Source organism: Ferviditalea candida, from assembly GCF_035282765.1.
Lineage (GTDB): Bacteria > Bacillota > Bacilli > Paenibacillales > KCTC-25726 > Ferviditalea > Ferviditalea candida.
Genome location: NZ_JAYJLD010000053.1, coordinates 1 through 19,433, shown reverse-complemented (window position 1 = coordinate 19,433; position 19,433 = coordinate 1). Strand labels below are relative to the sequence as shown.

The following is a 19,433-nucleotide window of genomic DNA, read 5'->3' as shown; positions in this document are numbered from 1 at the left end:
GAGGTATTGCCTCCGCATGCCGCCAATAATACCATCATGACTGCCAAAAGCAAACCTATCATTCTCTTTTGATAAAAACGATTCACTGGAATCCAGTCCTCCTCTGAATATATTTAATGAATAATATTTGAAAATCTTGCGATAAAAAGAAAGCGCTTTTATTTTGTGAATAAAAATATCGCTTGGAAATACCTCCCTTAGCTTCCAGTTGTAATTCGCAGAGTGAATCGACAATTCGCATGACTAAAAATATCATACTTGTGTTGCGCATGTCAATTCACCAAATAATCTCAGTACATTTAACTACAAACGGCTTTTAAATCTAGGTTTTTTCCTTTAGCCCTTATTAAGATATTACTTTTCAATTTTTAATGCAACAGGTAAATTCCGCTATGTGAAACAGATTATTTTCTTGATTTTATTAAAGAACCGCCCTCCAAAATAGGGTGTAGTTATTCTTTTATATGTGTTCAAATATTAAAAGATTTTTATAGGAGGTTTTTAAAAGTGGTGGAACGTTTAGTAGGTAATCCCGCTCCAAATTTTACAATGGAAACCGCACTGGGTAACGGCAGTGATTTCGGACAGGTTTCATTGTCCGACTATAGAGGGAAATGGCTTGTGCTGTTCTTTTATCCTCTGGATTTCACTTTCGTTTGCCCTACGGAAATCACTGCATAAGCGACGCATATGAGCAGTTCGCAAAACTCGATACCGAAATCCTCGGGGTATCCACGGATTCCAAATTCTCTCATCGCGGAACACCCCGCGCGATAGGAACGGCCTTGGCAAATTGAACTTCCCGCTCGCCGCGGATCTGACCAAGCAGGTCAGCCGGGATTACGGAATCTTAATTGAAGATGAAGGCATCGCTCTGCGCGGACTGTTTATGATCGACCCGGAAGGCGAATTGAAATATCAGGTTGTCAATCATAACGATGTAGGACGCAGTGTCGATGAAACGATGCGTGTGCTTCAAGCTCTTCAATGGAGGCTTGTGCCCGGCCAACTGGATGCCCGGGGACAAGAACCTGGCTGTCTAAAAGCTTCAGCAAAGAAGGGGTCTAATCAACTAGGTTACGCCCTATTAATAATTCCGTACGATTTTGCTTTCCACCTTTTTGATTTCTTGCAGTTTCCTGTTAAAGAAGCTTAACCGGCTGAATGTTTCCTGAAAATATAGAGCTTGGATTGGATGGTTGTACCTGTCGAACGGGAGCATCTGTTCATATTATATTTGCGTATCGGGCAACCGCTTATCCGTTGAATGGACGGGCTATAGACTATATTAAAAAGGAGGAATGACGGATTTATGCCGTTTCCAAGCGATTCGCAGTTTCAACCGATCATGTTTCGCGGCCAACCGCTGTTTGATCCCCCGGGCGATGAAAGCCCCGCCAATGTCGATATTGTCGGCGATTCCCAATATCCAGCGGCTTACTTTGCCTATGACGGCGCATACGTCTATTTTCGGTTAAGGCTCAATGCCGATCCGAGGTTCAAGACGGGATTTCTCAATTTCACATGGGGGGTATTGTTTGACACCGACGATGTACCGGGCACTTATGAATGGCTTTTATGCGTCGATGGACTGAGCACTTCCGTGGAATTGATCCAAAATACCGTCAAAGAATTCAACAGCTGGAATGACCCCGCTGAAGGAACGAATGGCAGAGGCGCACCGAATTTCAGCCAGCCGATCGTCAACTACAATATCGCCAGGGCGCGCTTGACCGGTGACGGTTCCAACTTCGGGGGGGATCCTGATTATTTTCTGGACTTTTTTCTTCCCGCCGGAACTCTGTTCAATTTTTTGGGCATCAATGAGTACACGATCATTCGCTTGTTGTTCTTTACATCCACCAATTCCGTCAACTACAACAAGGACTCGCTGCGGAATCAAGGCTTTCAGTTTGCAAGCGCCTTCGGTGATCCCGACCCAGTGGGGGAAGGTGATTTTCGCGCCAAGCTGGCTGTCAGCAAAACCATTACGTCAGGTCCGGCTGCAGCATTGACTGGTGGAAATTTACAGTACACCGGAACGATCACTGTAACGAATACGGGAAAAAGCCAAGCAACCACCGTATACGTGTCGGATTTGTTCGGCTTCGATCTGAATGCCGCCGTCTCCATTGTCAGCGTATCCTCAGGCATCGCCAATTATAATCCCGGCAGCAATACCATCACCTGGAATGTGGGCAATCTTGATGTCGGGCAATCACAAACCTTAAGCTTTATTGCCTCCGGCCAATTCGCCACCCCCGGCCAACGTTCAATGGATACCACAACGTCCACTGGCGTCGATATCTTTACCGGACAGCATATTCCCCCGGCTTCCGATACTTTTACGGTCAACGTGACGAGCATAGGAAGTATTGCCGGAACCGTCCTCGATTCTGCAACCGGTTTTCCTTTACAAGGGGCGCAGATTTTGCTGTTGGATACAAACGGTAACATAGTCGCAAGCGGCAGCACGGATGCTGTCGGCGGCTACGGTTTGGTAAATATATCACCTGGGAATTATACCCTGACGGTGAACCAAGCCAACTATCATACGGCTTCCGTACCCGTAACCGTACAGCCCGACCAAACTGCGATTGCCAATGTCCTCCTGTCGCCGCTGCCGGCGCAAATCTCCGGAAAGGTGACGGATACATTGGGAAATCCGATTTCAGGTGCCTACCTGCGTTTAAAATCCCCTTTCGGCGTCATTCTGCAAGAGGTGCAGACGGATGGGACTGGAATCTATACAATCAGCAACGTTTCGCAAGGATCGTATACCCTTCTTGCAGAAGCTTCCGGCTTCCAGCACGCCTTTGCCGGGATCGAGTTGGCGCCCGCTCAGACGCTAGTGCAAAATTTTGTGCTGCCGCCCAACCCTTCAGGGGTCGTCGGAACGGTAACGGGAAACGGGCAGCCGCTCCAGGGCGTTCTTGTCGAATTGCTGGATAATGCCAATCAACTGGTATCTACAACCACTACCGATGCTATCGGCCATTATTCGATCATTGGCTTCTCCCCCGGCTCCTACCGCCTCCTGTTCAGCAAGACCGGATTCGCCGATCAATTGATTGGATTGGAAGTTGGACTTGGCGAAACGAAAACGATAAATGTCAACCTGCAGACGAATTTCGGCAGTATTTCCGGGCTGGTCACGGACAGTCAGACCGGACTGCCGCTCGCTCATTCGATCATTCGCGTCGTAAACCCTGCGGGCGTTACGCTCACGAGTACTATTGCGGACGCAAACGGATTTTACAGCGTCGATTCACTTCCGCCGGGAACGTATGCGATTACTTTTTCCGAGGATGGATACGCAGATCAGACCATAGGAGCCACTGTCATTTCCGGCCAGGATACTCCGGTGAATGCCGCTCTCGACAAGCTTGCGGGAGCAATTGCCGGTGTGGTGACGGACGAATTCGGTCTTCCGCTTGCACAAGCCATCATTCGCGTGTTTTTCAATGAGTTGGTTGTCGCCACGGTAACGACAACTGCAAACGGAAACTACCAAATTACCGGCCTTTCGCCCGGAATTTATACCGTACGTGCGGAAGCCGCCGGTTATATCCGAGAGGTGCTGGGTGCCACTGTAGTTACTTTTGAGACGGCACGCGCGGACTTTGTGCTGACGCGCAACCCCGGTATTTTATTGGGAACGGTTCAGGACAGCAGCGGCAATCCGCTCCCCGGGTCAACGATTACGGTCAGAGAAAACACAGCGGTCAGCCCGGTCATCGGCCGCACAGTCACCGATGAGAACGGAAATTATATTTTCTCAACCCTAGCTCCGGGGAGCTACATTATAAGCGCCGAATGTACAGGATTTCAGATCGGTCAAACAAGTGTATTTATCGTATCGGTGGAGCAAACGCGTGCCGATTTTCGGCTTCAACCCGTTCCTGGTGTGATCAGCGGTCAAATCCTCGACGCCAGCACGGGCAGCCCGATTACGTCCGCCAATGTCGAAGTGCGCATCGTCAATGCGAACGGTACCGTGATTAAAACGACCTATTCCGATGCTCACGGCCTATACACCGCATCCGATCTGCCTCCCGGAACATATGCGGTGATTTCCAGCGCTAAGAATTTCCAAACAAACTCTGCAAGCGTAACGCTTTCCTCCGGGGAAACGGCAATTGTAAATCTAGCCCTGCTTCCCGGGCCGGGAGCCGTCACTGGGCTTGTACGGGATGCCGTTTCGCAATTGGGGATTGCCGGAGCCACCGTCAAAGTGGCGGATGCAAACGGAGTCATTACAGGTACCGCAATAACGGACGCGCAAGGCGCTTTCACCGTGACCGGACTTGCTCCGGGCAGCTACACAATCAGTGCGATTGCAGACGGGTTCCAGAGCGGCATGGTGGGAGCCATCGTACCATCCGCTTTGACCATCAACACGATCTTGAATTTGCTAAGAAATCCCGGATCTATCATAGGCACTGTATCTCCGGCTCCCAATGGAACGCTCGTTCAACTGTATGATACGAACAATCTGTATCTGGCTTCAAAAGTTGCCGACGCAAACGGCTTATTCCGCTTCGAGAATATTTCTGAGGGAAGTTATATTGTAACAGCGACGGCGCCAGAGTACTCCGCCGGTCAAACCGGCGTTACCGTTTACAGCAATCAGGAATCTTCTGTCTCCATCACTTTACAGCCCCAGCCCGCAGCAGTAACCGGAACCATAACGGATCCTTCGGGAAACCCTGTCATTAATGCGGTCGTACGATTTTTGGACCAGAACCAAACCTTATTGGGATTTGCTGCAACGGATGCCGAAGGGAATTATCGAATAGGAAACCTGCCTTCCGGAAATCTGATCGTGATAGCGGCAGCCTCCGGTTTTGCAGAAACGATCGGCGGCGTTTCACTCCTGCCGGGTGAAACCTTCAACGGTCTGAATTTTACGCTTATTCCCAATCCGGGGAGCATTACCGGTCAAATCACCGATGCCGCAACCGGATTGCCGATTTCCGGAACCACAGTGATCGTCCGGCTTCAGGATGCCCAAGGACTGCCGGTCAGCACGGTAACTGCATCCGTGTTCGGCAATTACAGCGCCTCCAACCTTGCTCCCGGCACGTACACCGTTATCGCCGGTGCGAAAGGCTACGCGACACAAAGTATCGGTGCCACAGTCGTAAGCAATGCGGCGACGAACGCCAGTTTCCGGCTGTCCGCTCTCTTCGGCTCGATTTCGGGCACGATCTTCGGGCCTCGGGGGGAAATTCTCACCGGAGGAGCGGTTTCACTGAAGCTGTTTGACGATAAAGGCGTATTGCTGGAAACCAAGCTCTCCAATCCTGATGGAACGTATTCTTTTACTAATTTACCTCCTGGAAATTATCAAGTCAGTATTTCAAGTCCGGGTCTTGTATCCCAAACGGTAACTGCCGGCGTGAGCGCAGGACAAACGACGACTCTGGACTTCACCTTACAGCCATTGCCGGGAACGTTAAACGGACGCATTACCAACGCCGAAACCGGGGCGGGAATTGGAGGAGCTGTCGTCACCTTGACCGACTTGTCCGACAGTTTCGTCGCCCAAGGCTATACCGATCATAACGGCTTTTAATTCCGGGTCTGCCCCCCGGAATGCTAAAAGTGAGCGCGCTTGCCGCACAATTCTCATCGGCAACGGCAAGCGTGATCATTCAAACCGACCAGGTTGTAACAAATAATTTCGCGCTCAATCCAAATCCCGGGTCTGTTGCCGGCTGCGTCAATGACTATACGAATGGGGCCGATATTATAGGCGCCCATATCGAAATTTTCGATGCCAATAACACAAAAGTAACTACGGTGCTGACGAACAGCCTCGGACTATACAGAGTCACCGGTCTGGTTCCAGGCTCTTATACGGCTAGAGCGACTGCGAGCGGTTATGGTGCACAGTTGATCGGCTTTAATATCCAGTCAACCGCCACCGCCTGCTTCACCCTTAGTCCGAATCCGGCTTCCCTTCGTGGAACGATTACGGATGCCACTAACGGAAGGCCATTGGAAGGTGCCATTATCGATATCCGCATTGCCAATACGTTCGGAGTTCCGCTGCTGACAACCAAATCGGGAGTTGACGGAACGTATGCCGTAAGCGGTTTGGTTCCCGACAATTATACGATTACGGCAAGATTGCCCGGATATGCGTCAAGTGTTGATGCTATTGTGCTGAGCCCCGGTCAAGCGGCAATCGTCAATTTTGCTATGCGGCCGAATCCGGCCACGGTAACGGGTACAGTTACGGATGCAGCGACGGGCAAACCTTTGGCCAACGCGCTTGTCACCCTTTCCGATTCCCGGAGCATTGCAATCGCGCAAATCCAAACGGATGCAGCCGGCCGATTTCTGCTTGAGGGCGTTCGATGCGGAGAATATTCGATTACAGTTGTATTGGTCGGTAAGCAATCGATCAGCACGTGCTTTTTCCTGGCGCCGGGACAACGCTTGAATCTTTCCTTGTCCATGCGTGACATCCCTGCCGGGCAGGGCGGAAACGTATCAACCGTACCCATACAAGGGCCGCCCAATCCCGTACCCGGCGCTGTTGTGCAAATTTTGAACAAAAACAATACGTTGGTAGCCACCAGTGTGGCAAATTACGACGGGGCTTTTCAATTCCCCAGCCTTGCACCCGGGTGTTATACGGTTACTGTAGAAAATCCGGGTTTCGGTTCGCAATCTGCCTTTGTGCGACTTAAGGCGGGTAAAACGGCAAAACCGCTCAGCTTCTTATTAAATGCCGCTCCCGGAGCACTTGCCGGCACAGTACGCGACATTCGGGGCAATCCTTTGTTCTTCGTCATCGTGCAGGTACTGACAAAGACCAAAATTCTTGAACGCTTGGTCATTACCAATCGGCTGGGTCGTTATGGAGTAGCTGACTTGTCGCCCGGCACTTACTTGGTCCGCTTTCTGCTGGAAGGCAAGCAGCCGCTGGTGCGTGAGATCGCCATTTTTTCCGGTCGAACGACCATCTTGGATGTGATCCTGCTGGATGAGCATGAGGAATAATTTCTTGTGTTCATTTAACAAGCTTAAAATTTAATGCCAAAAAGAAAAAATGGTGTGCAAAACGATCATCCCGTTTGCAGCACCATTTTTTTATTAGACTTTATCCGCTTATAGATTCTTTATGCGCTCTTACGATGTGCTGTCCAAATAATTTTCGATCTTCGCTTTCGCTCTTTTTTCTTCCAACCATGTTGAAGATAAGCTTGATAATTGTTCATTTACAAGCTGCTCCCGAATTTCTGCTTTCTTCTCGTCCAAAGTCGGCGTATGCGCTTGTTTATGTTCGGTTACCTTGATGATGTGATAACCGTTGCTTGTTTGCACAGGATCGCTCAAGCTGCCCACAGGCAGCGAAAAAGCGGCCTTTTCAAAAGCTTCCTCCATATCGCCTTTGGCGAAAAAGCCGAGATCGCCTCCATTATCTTTGGTTGCGCTATCCAACGATTTCTCTTTGGCAATCGCCGCAAAATCGGCCCCCTTCTTCAAGTCCGCCAAAATCGCAGCGGCCTCTTCCTTGCCTCCCACCAAAATGTGGGAGGCCTTGACTTGCTCAGGCTCTTTCAAATCCTCCAGATGGCTGTTGTAGAATTGCTTGATATCGTCATCCGTGACCTTGATCTGGGGGGCCAGCAGCTTGCGAAGCTGAACCTGGGATTCCATTTCTTTCTTCAAATCCTCCAACGTCATGTTGTACATCGCCAGAGTTTGCTGAAACTCCGCTTCCGAGGGGAACGTGCTCCGGATCGATTTCAGCTGCTGTTCGATATCATCCACCGTAACTTTAATTCCCGCTTTTTCCGCTTCCTGGCGGATAAGTTCCTTATCAATCATATTCTGCAGCGCTTGTTTTCCCCCGCCTGCCAACAGTTCCTCATATAACTGATCCTTTCCGATCGTGACGCCATTCACCTTGGCCACCGCTTCCCCGTTCCTCTGCACGGGGGGGTACGTAAACACATAAACAGCCAGTCCAACCAATAATACTAGAGAGACAATCATCCACTTCCGATTCGAAATCTGCATTTTCTTTGCCAAACTCCCTTTCTTTGATAGAAACGCGGAATAAGTACATTATCCTGACTGAACCTTAAAACAACTTGATCGCCAGCTTAAAGTTTGCTGAAAACATAGCGGAGAATGTTGCCGAATTTTCCAATAATATCTCCAAAAACAAAGCTGCTGATACATCTTTCACGAAGCATCAGGAAACCGGGTAACCGTAGGGCGATCGAATCCGGTTCACTTTGGCGGCAGCGGCCCGAAATATTGGAAGAAGGTGCATTCGATTTGGCCGTTGAACAGCTTGCGCCTTTTGTCGGCCATGCGCCCGAACAAATCCTCGAAGTTTTTGATCGGTGTGATCACAAAATGAGACCAGGTCGGCAGCCGCTTGGCGATTTGCCCCAGCTGGCGGTTGACCCGCTCAACTTCCTTGAAGCTGCCGATCCGCTCCCCATATGGCGGATTCGTGATGATGCAGCCGTAATCCCCCTGCGGACTGACTTCGTCAATGGGGAGAACATGAAGCTTCAGCTCATTGCTTAGGCCGGCATTTCGCGCGGCGGCCGAAGCAATTTTGATCGCTTCGCGATCATGATCGGAGCCGATGATATTCAGTTCAACATCGTCCTTTATTAAATCGTAAGCCTCCTCGCGGGCTTTATCCCATAAGGCGGACGGCACGTTCGACCAAGCTTCCGCCAAAAAGGTTCGCCGAAGCCCCGGCGCAATATTCCATCCGATCATTGCAGCTTCAATCGGAATCGTGCCCGAGCCGCAAAGCGGATCATACAGCGGACGCTCCGGGCGCCAGCGGCTCAGCTGAATCATCGCCGCAGCCAGCGATTCGCGAAGCGGCGCCTCCGTTGCAACTTTGCGGTAGCCTCGCTTATGCAGTCCGTCCCCTGTCGTATCCAGCGTCAGCGTGGCCCGATCGTTCAGCAGCGTGACCTCCGCCACGTAACGCGCGCCGTTCTCGGGAAACCACCCGGTTCCGTAACGCTCCTTCAGCTTCTCCACTATCGCTTTTTTGACAATCGCCTGGCAGGCCGGCACGCTGCTTAATTGCGATTTGTGCGACCGTCCGTTAACCGGGAACTCGCCATCCTGCGGAATCCAATCCGGCCACGGCAAAGCCTTTGTTCCTTCAAATAATTCTTCAAACGTCCGGGCCTCGAACTCGCCCAATTTTACCAAAATCCTGCCCGCCGTGCGGAGCCAAAGATTGGTTCTGCAGATCGCTTCCTCGTCGCCAAAGAACGTCACCCGCCCATTCTCGACAAGCTGGTCCTCATATCCCAATTGTTTGAGCTCCCGCGCCACCAGCGCTTCAAGTCCCATAGCCGTCGTCGCAATCAGTTCAAATTTTGCCAAAGCATGTCCCCGCTCTCTGCGTGATGTATTTCTCTATCGCCGCTTTGCCGATTTCGATGATGCCACTATTATACGGTAAAATCCGCGGAGAAAAAAACGATACCGGATCAAACGAAAAAAACCGCCGGAACTTCCGGCAGTTTCAAACAGCTGCTGTTGATTCGAGTTCAAATTAAATAAGAGAAATTTTTTTCAACCGTTTCCCTTACATTCGCAATGTGACTTTTCACCGCTTCTTCGGCCAAATGCGCATCGCGTGATTTCAAAGCTTCAAATATTCTTGTGTGTTCTTTCATCGACTGCTCGTTTCTTCCGGAAACCAGGATCGTCCTGAAATGAAATCGCAGCAGCTGGGTTTTGATCATATTGATCATTTCAACCGCCTGCGCATTCTTTGAAGCGCTGTAGATGATGTGATGAAATTCTTTATTGAGGTCGGAGTATTCATCCAGCTTATTATTCTTCAAGGCAGCTTCCATTTGCAGCAGTATTTGCTCAAGCTTCTGCAATTCCTCGTCACGGATGCTGATAGCCGACATTTTCGCAACCAAACCCTCCAGCACTTCCTGGATCTCCAAATAATTCATCACTTCATCAAGCGTGTATGATTTTATGGTCGCTCCCTTATTGTTTTCGATTTTTACCAAATTTTCCTGCTCCAGCTTCAACAAGGCCTTCTTGACTGTGTTTCTGCTGACGCCGATCAATTCGGAAAGCTCGCTTTCAATTAATTTTTGGGAAGGCTTAAAGGTGTCATTCAGTATTTTTTCTTTAACAAAATGATAAGCGAGCTCCGTCTGTCTGCTCATCTTTTTTCAACCTCATTGCATCACAAATTGTTCAACTACAACATTTCGTCATTTTTTTGAGGGTCCTACTTCTTCTTGAAACTTTCTTCATCTTCGTAATAAACCACATTTTCCTTCTTCAGAGTCTCTCTCAGCTGATAAAAATCCAGACTGATTTCGCCCCTGGCGATCTTCTCTTTCGTACCCTGCTCTTTTTCCACCCTTTTTCTCGAAGCGTCCAAGGAAGATTCCAAATCTTCCTTCTTCACAACCACCACACCGTCGTCATCCGCCATCACAAGATCTCCGGGATGAACCGTCACACCGCCGCATACTGCCGGAGAATTCACCCAGCCCCCTCTGACTTTGGTCGTTCCTTCCGAATAAATCGCTTTGCTCCAGACCGGAAATCCCATCTTCCTCAGCTGCGCGGCATCCCGAACTCCCGCCTCGATGATCATACCCTGCACGCCGCGTTTCATCAATGCGGTCACGATCAGCTCGCCGATCATCCCCGCTTCGCTTTCGCCAATCGTCGTCACCACCAGAATATCCCCAGGCCGGCACACTTCAATTGCCGCATGAATCATCAAGTTGTCCCCCGCATAGCACACAGCCGTAACAGCCGGACCGCAAATCGACGATCCCTGGATAAGCGGCCGTAGACTGCTGCTCATAAGACCCTGTTTGCCCTGGGCCTCATAGACAGTCGAAACATCGAATTTACTGAATTGCTCTATTATTTCCGGTTCCGGACGATTGATGTTTTTGATTACATACCTTTCCATTACACAAACTCACCTCCCACATACGGGAGAAATCTGCTAAAGGCTTCCGCGTATTGATACTGATTGCTTCCCGAGCATCTGCGGGCCTGATTTCCTCTCATCAACGCCTTTGCGCCATAGTATTCGATTAAGTGCTTTTGAGCTTTAAAGCAATTCATCGCCGCCTGCTTCTGCTCATAGGTTTCCGTAATATCCAGAATCACATCCGGATTAAAATGGCTGATTTCCGACTGATGAGGCTCAAAGCCGAACAAACGGGTCTGTTTGGCCGTCGGATATCCTTCCATTCTAACACCGTTCGAGGTCGAAAGGACACTCGCTTTGAACACATAATCCGAGACGGCTTCATGATCGGGGTTAAATGCATCCTTCGGACCGTGCGTCAAAATATGATGCGGACGAACTTCCCTGATTTTACGGGTTAACCGGTCCATGCGTTCCGGTGTGATTTCCATATGGTAATCCTCGAAGTCCCAGATTTCGTAATTTTCGACGCCCAAGCATTTCGCCGCCGCTTCAATCTCGCTTTTCCGCACGGCTTTGACATTTTCCATGGTTTGCCCTTCAATGTTCCAAAGATCATTCGATTCCCCTCTGGCCCCATAACTCAAGATGACAAGCGAAACGTTGGCTCCGTGCTTCACATATTTCGCAATCGTTCCGCCGGCCCTCCATACAAAGTCTGCCGCGTGGGCGCTGACAACCAACAAATTAACTGAACTATCGATCATTTCCAATCCTCCTGAGTATACGAAATTTATTCTTCAACTAATGCTGATGTGTTTTTGTCAATGCTTGGTTTAATTATTTTGTTGAACATTATTGTTTGCATTAATGAGTATATGCCACGCTTCTTTGTCTGTCAATACTTCACAGAATTCGTTATTTGGTTGAGAGTAATCGGTTGACAGTAAAAAAATGTACGCGTATACTCATTATAAAAGTGAACATTATTGTTTAGCAATTTTGTTGAGTACATAAACATTTACCATTAATTTTTCTTTAGCAGCAAGTCAATATTAAAGCGGGAGGCGTTTCATTTGGAGCAACATGAAGAAGAAATCATTCAAGAAATCGCACACCTGGGTCACGTGGAATTATTGACGCCAAAGCCTGAAGAAAGCCTGCACTTTTTCAAAGAAGTGCTGGGCATGCAGGAGGTGACGAGACGCGATGATTCCGTTTATCTCCGCTGCTGGGGCGATTACGAGCAATATTCACTCAAATTGACCGCATCCAAACAAGCCGGAATCGGCCATACCGCAATGCGGGCAATGAGTCCCCGGGCTTTGGAAAGACGGATCAAAGCGATTGAAGCTAGCGGACATGGCATCGGCTGGACCGACGGCGATTTCGGGCACGGCAAATCCTATCACTTCCGCGACCCTGACGGCCATCTATTGGAGCTTTATTATGAAACTGAAAGATATCAACCGCCGGAGCACCTGCGGCCGGCTCTGAAAAACCAGCCCCAAAAAAATACCGGCCATGGGGTTGCCGTTCGCAGTCTCGATCACATCAACTTTTTTGCCTCCAACACGGAAACCAACGGCGCTTTCATGGCGAATCAGCTGAAACTGAAACTGACCGAGCAAATCGTTCTGGACAGCGGCTACCACGCCGCGGTGTGGTACCGGATGGGCCACAAATCGTATGATGTCGTATATTCCCATGATTCCACAGGCTCCAAGGGACGTCTGCATCATTTTGCGTTTGCCGTAGAAACCTTTGAACAAATTGCCAGAGCCGCCGACATTTTTCTGGAAAACGGGGTTTTTATCGAATTTGCGCCCAGCAAGCACGCGATTAACCAGACTTACTTTGTCTACGTGATCGAACCCGGCGGCAATCGCATCGAAATCTGCGCAGGAGGATATTCCGTCCTAGCGCCGGATTTTGAACCGGTGACATGGACGGAAGCGGAACGCAAAAAAGGCCAGGCTTGGGGAAATCAAACCGTGGCAAGCTTCCATACCTATGGTACTCCGATTGTGGAATAGTTTTTGGCCTGCTTGATCATTAACGTACCGAATTATAAAACCCCGACCATCAAGCCTCTTGATTCGTCGGGGTTTTGTAGTACCATGATAAATGGGATAAACGCGGAATGAAGAAACTCGGCAAAAACTTTGGGGAATGATCTGAGAATATGGCCAACAAACGTCAAATCATCATCATCTCGTTGATCACGGCAGCCTGCTTGCTGGGTGATTCGATGCTGTACATTGCGATGCCCGTCCATTACAAGGAAATGGGACTGACCTCGCTATGGGAAGTGGGATTGCTGCTTTCCGTCAATCGACTGGTCAGACTTCCGCTCAATCCGCTGATCGGATGGCTTTATCAAAAAATCCATATCCGGACCGGTATCATGATTGCAGTGGTCCTTACGTTTGTTACGACTTCCTCCTACAGCTTGCTGCATCAATTTTGGCTCTTGTTCATCATGAGGTCCGTTTGGGGTGCGGCTTGGACACTGCTCCGTTTGGGCGCCTATTTTACCATACTGCAAACATCCACCCCGACTACCCGCGGAAGTTTGATGGGGACCTATAATGGCCTGTTTCGTTTGGGCAGCCTGTTCGGAATGCTGCTGGGCGGAATGATTGCAGACCTCTACGGAGTCGACGCCGCTGCCGTATCGTTTGCGATTGCGGCCTTAGCGGTTCTTCCCTTTACCGCATTTCTCTGTCCAACCTCAATACCGGCTTCGGCAAACTATCGGCTGATTGACGGCTCCGTCCCTTATTGGAAATCGCCCGGAATCTGGTGGACCCTCGCCTCCGGCATGATCATTGCCATGCTCTATCAAGGGATGTTCACGGCAACATTAAGCCATTTCATCGAAGGCTATAACCCAGGGAACTACGTCATCTGGGGCTGGACACTGGGAGCCGCGTCATTGGCGGGAATTCTGCAGGCCGTCCGATGGGTTTGGGAGCCTTTCCTGGCGCCATGGTTCGGTCGACTCTCCGATAGAACAGGCAGCAGCCGCAAGCTATTCGTCCTCACATTACTGCTTGCGGCGGTTCTGTTCGCGATCGTGTCGGTCCATATGCCTCTTTGGCTATGGCTGCTCATATTGCTCGGCATCCAGTTAACGGCGACGATCCTGACGACCGTGATGGACGCACTGGCTGTCGATGCCGCAACAAGGCAACAAAAAGCTGCGGCAATGACGTCTTATTCCGTTGCCACCGACCTTGGAGCGGCACTCGGTCCCACTCTCGGTTACCTGAGTGATTCCGCCATAGGAACAAGGTGCTTGTATATGACTGCCGCCGCATTATTGCTCGCAATGGCAATACGCTGGTACCGGCCCTGGAAGGAATCGGAGCCTGCATAGGCCGGAACTCCGATGGAGCATCCCAATCTTATTCCTCCCGATCCCACTTTTTGGAATAGGCCTTGTTCGTCACCCAAATTGTGGCCCATATGATGAGCGCGGCTATTACAATAGCTGCGAAAATGATCAAAAACATGAGGTTTTCCTCCCCGAAAAGAATTTAGTGCATTACCGAGCCCGACAAGGCTCTTTCTTTGATGTCGTGTTGAGATTCGCTGCCGGACAACGAGGCGCATTCACGGAAAGCGGAATGTTTGCAGCCTGCACATTTATTATAATCCAGCTGGAGCAATGCGTAATTAATCGCCTCGCCTGTGCGTCCAAAGAAGTGATCCTCCCCGATAAACCCGTACAAACCCGTTTTCTTTAAAACCTCTAGGGGCTGTGGTTGTACACCTGAAACGAGCACGATCCCGCCCAGCTTTACAAAATGCTTCACCAGACTGGCCAAATTGGATTCACCCGTAGTATCCATAAAAGGAACCTTCCCCATGCGCAAAAGCAAAACTTTCGGCCTGAGATGAATCGTGTCCATAATCGACTTCTCAAACATGTTCGCGGCACCGAAAAACAGCGGGCCTTCAATGGTATAAATGCTGATCTGCGGACAGTCACGACCTTCGGTTACCATGTGGATTGCCACTTTTTCATTTTTGGCGGTTGGATCGGGCAGCACTTTGGCGACCATCGCCACTTCACTCATCCGTTTTACAAACAGAGCAACAGCCAGGATTAATCCGACTTCAACGGCCGTCGTCAAATTCGTGAATACGGTCAGCAGGAATGTAATGAGAAGAACAACGGAATCGCTCGTTTTGGTTTTCAGGACATGCGCGAATTCTTTTCGTTCACTCATATTCCACGCAACCAGCATCAGAATCGGCGCCATGCTTGCCAGCGGAATTTCCGATGCGTAAGGAGCAAACAATAAGAGCACCAACAGCACAACAATACCGTGGATGACCCCGGATAGAGGCGACGCGGCACCATTCTTGATGTTGGTTGCCGTCCTTGCGATCGCTCCTGTCGCCGGTATGCCTCCGAACAGCGGAGCCGCCATATTCGCAATGCCTTGTCCAATCAGCTCACGATTGCTGTTATGGCGGCTGCCGCTCATCCCGTCGGCCACAACCGCCGATAACAAGGATTCGATCCCGCCCAGCATGGCAATAATAAACGCAGGCTGGATCAGTGTTTCAATCCGATCCAAGGTGATTTCAGGAAAATGAAAATGAGGCAGCGTACTCGGAATAGCGCCGAAGGAAGATCCGATGGTGGCTACCTTTCCTTTAAAGAACAATGCCGCGAATTCACTTGAAACAACCAGACCAACTAATGAGCCCGGTACCTTGGGCAGAAATTTCGGTGTAAACAGAATAACAACCAAACAAACCACCGCTGTAATGACACTGTAAAGATTCAAGGTGGTCAGATGGATCACGATTTCCTTCATGCTGGGCAAAAAATTCTCATGCTTCTCAAGCCCGGTCAGACCCAGGAAGTTGGCAATTTGTCCGCTGAAAATAATAACGGCAATTCCTGCGGTAAATCCGATGGTCACTGGACGGGGAATGAACTTAATTAACGCACCGAATTTAAAAATTCCCATGAGAACAAGCATAATCCCGGCCAAAAAACCGGCAATCAATAAATTTTCGTACCCATATTGGATGACAATGGCCAATAGGATCGGAATAAATGCGCCTGTCGGACCGCCAATTTGAAATTTCGAGCCGCCAAGCAGCGAGATCAGGATTCCGGCAACGATGGTAGTATAGATGCCATATTCTGGCTTGACACCAGCTGCAATAGCAAACGCCATTCCTAGCGGAATGGCGATAACCCCCACAATCAGGCCTGAAATGAGATCATTGCGAAAAGCGGCTGCATGATAACCTTCATATCTTCCCGTCCATTTCAATCCGTTCTACCTTCTCTTCTTCATATATTTGATTATTTGAATATAGAAGAAATGTTACTCCTGAAGACTGATAATGTCAATCGCCAAAATCCGACTGGAATTCACCAAGATATACCGAAAAAGTCAAAAAACAAGGCATTGCTTTTTGTTGCTTACGGATAGCCCTGTTATTTCCGTTTATGGAAGCCGCCATATCAGGGGAAGCGGTGAAGCATTCTTGCTTTTGCCCAACTGTGGAAGCTTGTATGCTTCCTCAATCCATTTCAACAAGCTGTAATGATTTACTTTTTCCGCGTATTTACCGGGATTGATCATCGGACCGACAAGAATCATCGGGATTTGATTTTTCTTGGAAAAATCATCCTCATCCCACGTAAGGATCAGGAGGCTTTGATGCGTTTCCGCCCATGACACATAGGGTCCGAGGTTCGCTTTCAACCAATCGTCGGCCTGACGAATGGATCCGCTGTGCATATCGTGCTTTTCATTCGGAATGACGAACGATACGGTCGGAAGCCGGCTGAAGTCTTTCGGAAAATCGGAAAACGGTTTGTTTGCATCGGCCGGAACATTCGTAAATTGTGCCCATGGATTATGCTTTCGGGCATACTGTTTGTAAGAACAGCCGCTGTAGCCGGTCTTCGGCATATCCTCCGAATACCCCGAGAAAGACAGCTTGCGCTTCATCAGTTCGCTTGCCAAATTGGGCGCCGAAAAAGGCCCTTTGCATGAATCGTTGGTCACTCCCTGCGTGGAGCCCGAAAAGAACGCAAGATAATTCGGTTGGCTGGGGTGGGTTACCCCGTGGGCATTGGTAAAGAGCGCCCCCTTTGCAATCAGGGATTGGAGATAAGGAGCATCGGAATTGCCCACGATTTGTTTAAACGAGTGATTCTCCTCGATCACGATAACCATATGTTCAATCGGCAAGCGAGTTGGGACCTTTTTCCCCTGCTCCAGTTCGGGCGAAGGCGTTGGCGATGGCATTGAGGGCTGTTTCGTTGGTGAAACAGCCGGTGATTCCGCCGGTGTGGAAGGCGCCGAAGGCGCAGGTGTTTCCGCTGCAGGCTCGCTTGTCGGCACCGGTGCGGGACTTCCCGCTTCTCCCCCATTAGCAGGAGGCAGACTCGTGCGACATCCCGACAGTACAATCATAAAAGAAATCAAGATCAGCATGTGCCGATAAATTTGTTTGGGCTTCAAAAAGCAATCCTCCCTTTGACACTTCTATCCTATCATGCCCAATAATCCTATCGATTAGCAGAATTAAAATGCTTCATGTCCATCCCTTTCCACAAATTGCTGACCACGACGCTTTCGGGATGCTCATAAATCAAAAATGCCGTCGGGAGATAGCGCGGGCCGTACTGGCTTGAAGGACGGTTGATGATTTGATTGTCCTTGACCAGGACCGTGGAGGAGCCTCCGTCCAAATTTGCGGCGGTGACGGCCCCGCGTTCCAGCAGGATATTCTGCACATCGTACAGCGTTGCTCCCATACTATAGCCGGGCTGCCTGCCGTCAATGACGACAAACATGAGGGTTCCGTCTTTTTTTTGGGCCATGCAGGTTCGCGGAGCTATCCCCCAACCATCCGCTTCATTGCGGACCAGCCCCTTGCCGTTGACGATGAACTTGGGCTGAAAGGTGACCGCTTCGCGGGCTCCCATTTTCATCAGTTCATCCTGTGAATATCTTCCCGCCACCATGACTCCGTTCCGATCGATTCCGACCACATTTAATTTCTGATCCGGTTTATGGTCGTTATACAATACTTCTCCCCCGGATATCACGATGCCGGCAGGCTTAAAGCCGTTGCCGTTCCAATTCGGATCGTCAAAGGCGCCGCCGTTGACGCCCGCCAACGCCCCTGTTCTTTCCGCCATTGAAAGAACCCGCTCGCCTTTTCCCGGAACTGCTGTGGTCACTACCCTGATCATCTTGGGATCCTGCACATACAGAATATACCCTTGGAATCCCTTGCCTTCGATATGTTCCACTCTTAGTGCTGTTTGAGCGGGCGGGGCCACCGTCACTTCACGAAGATCCTTGACATCTCCCATTTCATCGAATTGATTGTTGTATTTCTCTACTCTTTTTTGCAGCTCTTCGCTGCCTATCAAGTATTTTGCCAAATAGCGATGCTGGGTCGTAATGAGCGTATCGGCCATCAGATAACGGAGGTTGGCTCCCCAAGGAGTGAAATAAAACCAGGCTGCAAATCCGATGGAAAACAACATTAAGACCGCTGAAAAATAGATGAACAAACGAAAAATTTTGCGGCGCTTTCGCCGTTTGTGTACCGGAATCGATACTGAAACATGCTCTAAATGGGTCTGCACGACAAACCTCTTCCTCTCCACTCCCGTCGACTAGGAGAGACACATATCTCTCTAATAGGACAATATATCACGTTTTCGATGGCCGATGATTAAAAGAAGATTAAAATTGAATAAACATTAATACGGATGAAATAACTGAATATGGTTATTTCTATGAGATGTATATCTATTTGAAGGCAGGAGCCAATGCAGCCGTCGCCCCCTTCGCCATCCCCCGTTGAGACTTTCCGACAACACAATCATCATGAAGGGACCCGGGGCAGACCGGCAGAGATGCCGAATGCGAATGCGGCAATCAAATAATCCACAGCAGAGTCTCCTGAAATAACGGAATAAAAAATGCCTCGGTCAAAGTCCCTCTAAGGAGCGGGACAGCGATTATCCTTCAAATAATAGACCCTTGGGCAAAACTACCGTGATCACTGCCCCTCGCGTCCCCCTCTTCCGCTCCCGGCTTCGACAGTGCCGCCGTGCGCTTCCACAATCGCCTTGACAATCACCAGGGCCGCCGGATTTATCCTCCTCATCGCTATTAAAACATCATCCATCTTTATCCTTGGAAATCAGTTGTATCACCCGTTCCAATTTTTCCGCCATCGCTTGATCATGCTTTTTTTCCAAGCAATATAATTGATTATACTTATGAGCGCATAGATCGTCAGTCCCGTCAGCAGCAAAGAAATCAGCATTTGAAAAAACATCCTTTCATTCTTTTACTCAATTTCTTTGACCCATCCTTCTTTTGTTTTTGGGTTATCGTATACTGGACAGTGAGAAGTTTTCACGTTTAAGAAGCAAGCGAATCCGCATCCGGATGGGCCGATTTCTGCTTGGAACGAATAATTTGAGTTAGGGCCAGAT

General features: G+C 49.5%; 13 protein-coding genes and 1 pseudogene. 5 read left to right on the top strand and 9 right to left on the bottom strand.

From position 1 onward, the window contains the following. The first annotated feature begins 507 nt into the window (after positions 1–507). The 3 genes and pseudogenes from VF724_RS19860 (at position 508) to VF724_RS19850 (ending at position 7,014) form a co-directional block, all read left to right on the top strand. Positions 508–1,043 (top strand): annotated as a pseudogene (locus VF724_RS19860) (peroxiredoxin). 269 nt (positions 1,044–1,312) lie between these two features. Continuing rightward, a complete protein-coding gene (locus VF724_RS19855; RefSeq protein ID WP_371755970.1) occupies positions 1,313–5,578 on the top strand; it encodes an MSCRAMM family protein in 4,266 nt (1,421 codons plus the stop codon). Between the two features lie 20 nt (positions 5,579–5,598). After that, positions 5,599–7,014 carry an MSCRAMM family protein gene (locus VF724_RS19850; protein WP_371755969.1) on the top strand — a complete coding sequence of 472 codons (1,416 nt, stop codon included), beginning with the start codon at positions 5,599–5,601 and terminating at the stop codon, positions 7,012–7,014. A gap of 129 nt (positions 7,015–7,143) precedes the next feature. Here the strand turns inward: VF724_RS19850 and VF724_RS19845 are convergent, their stop codons facing one another. The 5 genes from VF724_RS19845 to VF724_RS19825 form a co-directional block, all read right to left on the bottom strand. Further along, the gene (locus VF724_RS19845; protein ID WP_371755968.1) at positions 7,144–8,037 is read right to left on the bottom strand and encodes a peptidylprolyl isomerase; all 894 of its coding nucleotides are present in this window, start codon (positions 8,035–8,037) and stop codon (positions 7,144–7,146) included. Positions 8,038–8,253: 216 nt separating this feature from the next. Then, positions 8,254–9,387, bottom strand: coding sequence for a THUMP domain-containing class I SAM-dependent RNA methyltransferase (locus tag VF724_RS19840; RefSeq protein WP_371755967.1), 1,134 nt, complete (start codon positions 9,385–9,387; stop codon positions 8,254–8,256). Positions 9,388–9,554: 167 nt separating this feature from the next. Next, entirely contained in the window at positions 9,555–10,196 is a 642-nt protein-coding gene (locus VF724_RS19835; protein ID WP_371755966.1) for a GntR family transcriptional regulator, read from the bottom strand. Between the two features lie 65 nt (positions 10,197–10,261). Continuing rightward, on the bottom strand, positions 10,262–10,963 hold the full coding sequence (locus VF724_RS19830) for a 4-carboxy-4-hydroxy-2-oxoadipate aldolase/oxaloacetate decarboxylase (protein WP_371755965.1): 702 nt from the start codon (positions 10,961–10,963) through the stop codon (positions 10,262–10,264). Further along, positions 10,963–11,694, bottom strand: coding sequence for a PIG-L deacetylase family protein (locus VF724_RS19825; protein ID WP_371755964.1), 732 nt, complete (start codon positions 11,692–11,694; stop codon positions 10,963–10,965). The genes VF724_RS19830 and VF724_RS19825 overlap by 1 nt, the downstream gene beginning before the upstream one ends. Before the next feature lie 309 nt (positions 11,695–12,003). Here VF724_RS19825 and VF724_RS19820 point away from each other — a divergent pair, with 309 nt between their 5' ends. Next, a complete protein-coding gene (locus tag VF724_RS19820; RefSeq protein ID WP_371755963.1) occupies positions 12,004–12,963 on the top strand; it encodes a catechol 2,3-dioxygenase in 960 nt (319 codons plus the stop codon). A gap of 149 nt (positions 12,964–13,112) precedes the next feature. Next, positions 13,113–14,309: an MFS transporter gene (locus tag VF724_RS19815; protein ID WP_371755962.1), complete on the top strand. Its 1,197-nt coding sequence runs from the start codon at positions 13,113–13,115 to the stop codon at positions 14,307–14,309. A gap of 160 nt (positions 14,310–14,469) precedes the next feature. Here VF724_RS19815 and VF724_RS19810 read toward each other — a convergent pair whose 3' ends face one another. From VF724_RS19810 to VF724_RS19795, 4 genes are all read right to left on the bottom strand, one after another. Continuing rightward, on the bottom strand, positions 14,470–16,230 hold the full coding sequence (locus tag VF724_RS19810; RefSeq protein WP_371755961.1) for a SulP family inorganic anion transporter: 1,761 nt from the start codon (positions 16,228–16,230) through the stop codon (positions 14,470–14,472). Positions 16,231–16,407: 177 nt separating this feature from the next. Continuing rightward, entirely contained in the window at positions 16,408–17,433 is a 1,026-nt protein-coding gene (locus tag VF724_RS19805; protein ID WP_371755960.1) for an alkaline phosphatase family protein, read from the bottom strand. A gap of 47 nt (positions 17,434–17,480) precedes the next feature. Continuing rightward, complete coding sequence (locus VF724_RS19800; RefSeq protein WP_371755971.1) at positions 17,481–18,470, bottom strand: phosphodiester glycosidase family protein; 990 nt, start codon at positions 18,468–18,470, stop codon at positions 17,481–17,483. A 521-nt stretch (positions 18,471–18,991) separates the two neighbouring features. Continuing rightward, the gene (locus VF724_RS19795) at positions 18,992–19,120 is read right to left on the bottom strand and encodes a hypothetical protein (RefSeq protein WP_371755959.1); all 129 of its coding nucleotides are present in this window, start codon (positions 19,118–19,120) and stop codon (positions 18,992–18,994) included. Positions 19,121–19,433: the final 313 nt, after the last annotated feature.

Excerpts from the sequence above, each read along its gene's own strand:
- VF724_RS19855 (WP_371755970.1), top strand. The coding sequence starts at position 1,313 with ATGCCGTTTCCAAGCGATTCGCAGTTTCAACCGATCATGTTTCGCGGC.
- VF724_RS19850 (WP_371755969.1), top strand. The coding sequence starts at position 5,599 with ATGCTAAAAGTGAGCGCGCTTGCCGCACAATTCTCATCGGCAACGGCA.
- VF724_RS19845 (WP_371755968.1), bottom strand. The coding sequence starts at position 8,037 with ATGCAGATTTCGAATCGGAAGTGGATGATTGTCTCTCTAGTATTATTG.
- VF724_RS19835 (WP_371755966.1), bottom strand. The coding sequence starts at position 10,196 with ATGAGCAGACAGACGGAGCTCGCTTATCATTTTGTTAAAGAAAAAATA.
- VF724_RS19830 (WP_371755965.1), bottom strand. The coding sequence starts at position 10,963 with ATGGAAAGGTATGTAATCAAAAACATCAATCGTCCGGAACCGGAAATA.
- VF724_RS19825 (WP_371755964.1), bottom strand. The coding sequence starts at position 11,694 with ATGATCGATAGTTCAGTTAATTTGTTGGTTGTCAGCGCCCACGCGGCA.
- VF724_RS19815 (WP_371755962.1), top strand. The coding sequence starts at position 13,113 with ATGGCCAACAAACGTCAAATCATCATCATCTCGTTGATCACGGCAGCC.
- VF724_RS19800 (WP_371755971.1), bottom strand. The coding sequence starts at position 18,470 with ATGTTGTTTTCCATCGGATTTGCAGCCTGGTTTTATTTCACTCCTTGG.
- VF724_RS19795 (WP_371755959.1), bottom strand. The coding sequence starts at position 19,120 with ATGGATGATGTTTTAATAGCGATGAGGAGGATAAATCCGGCGGCCCTG.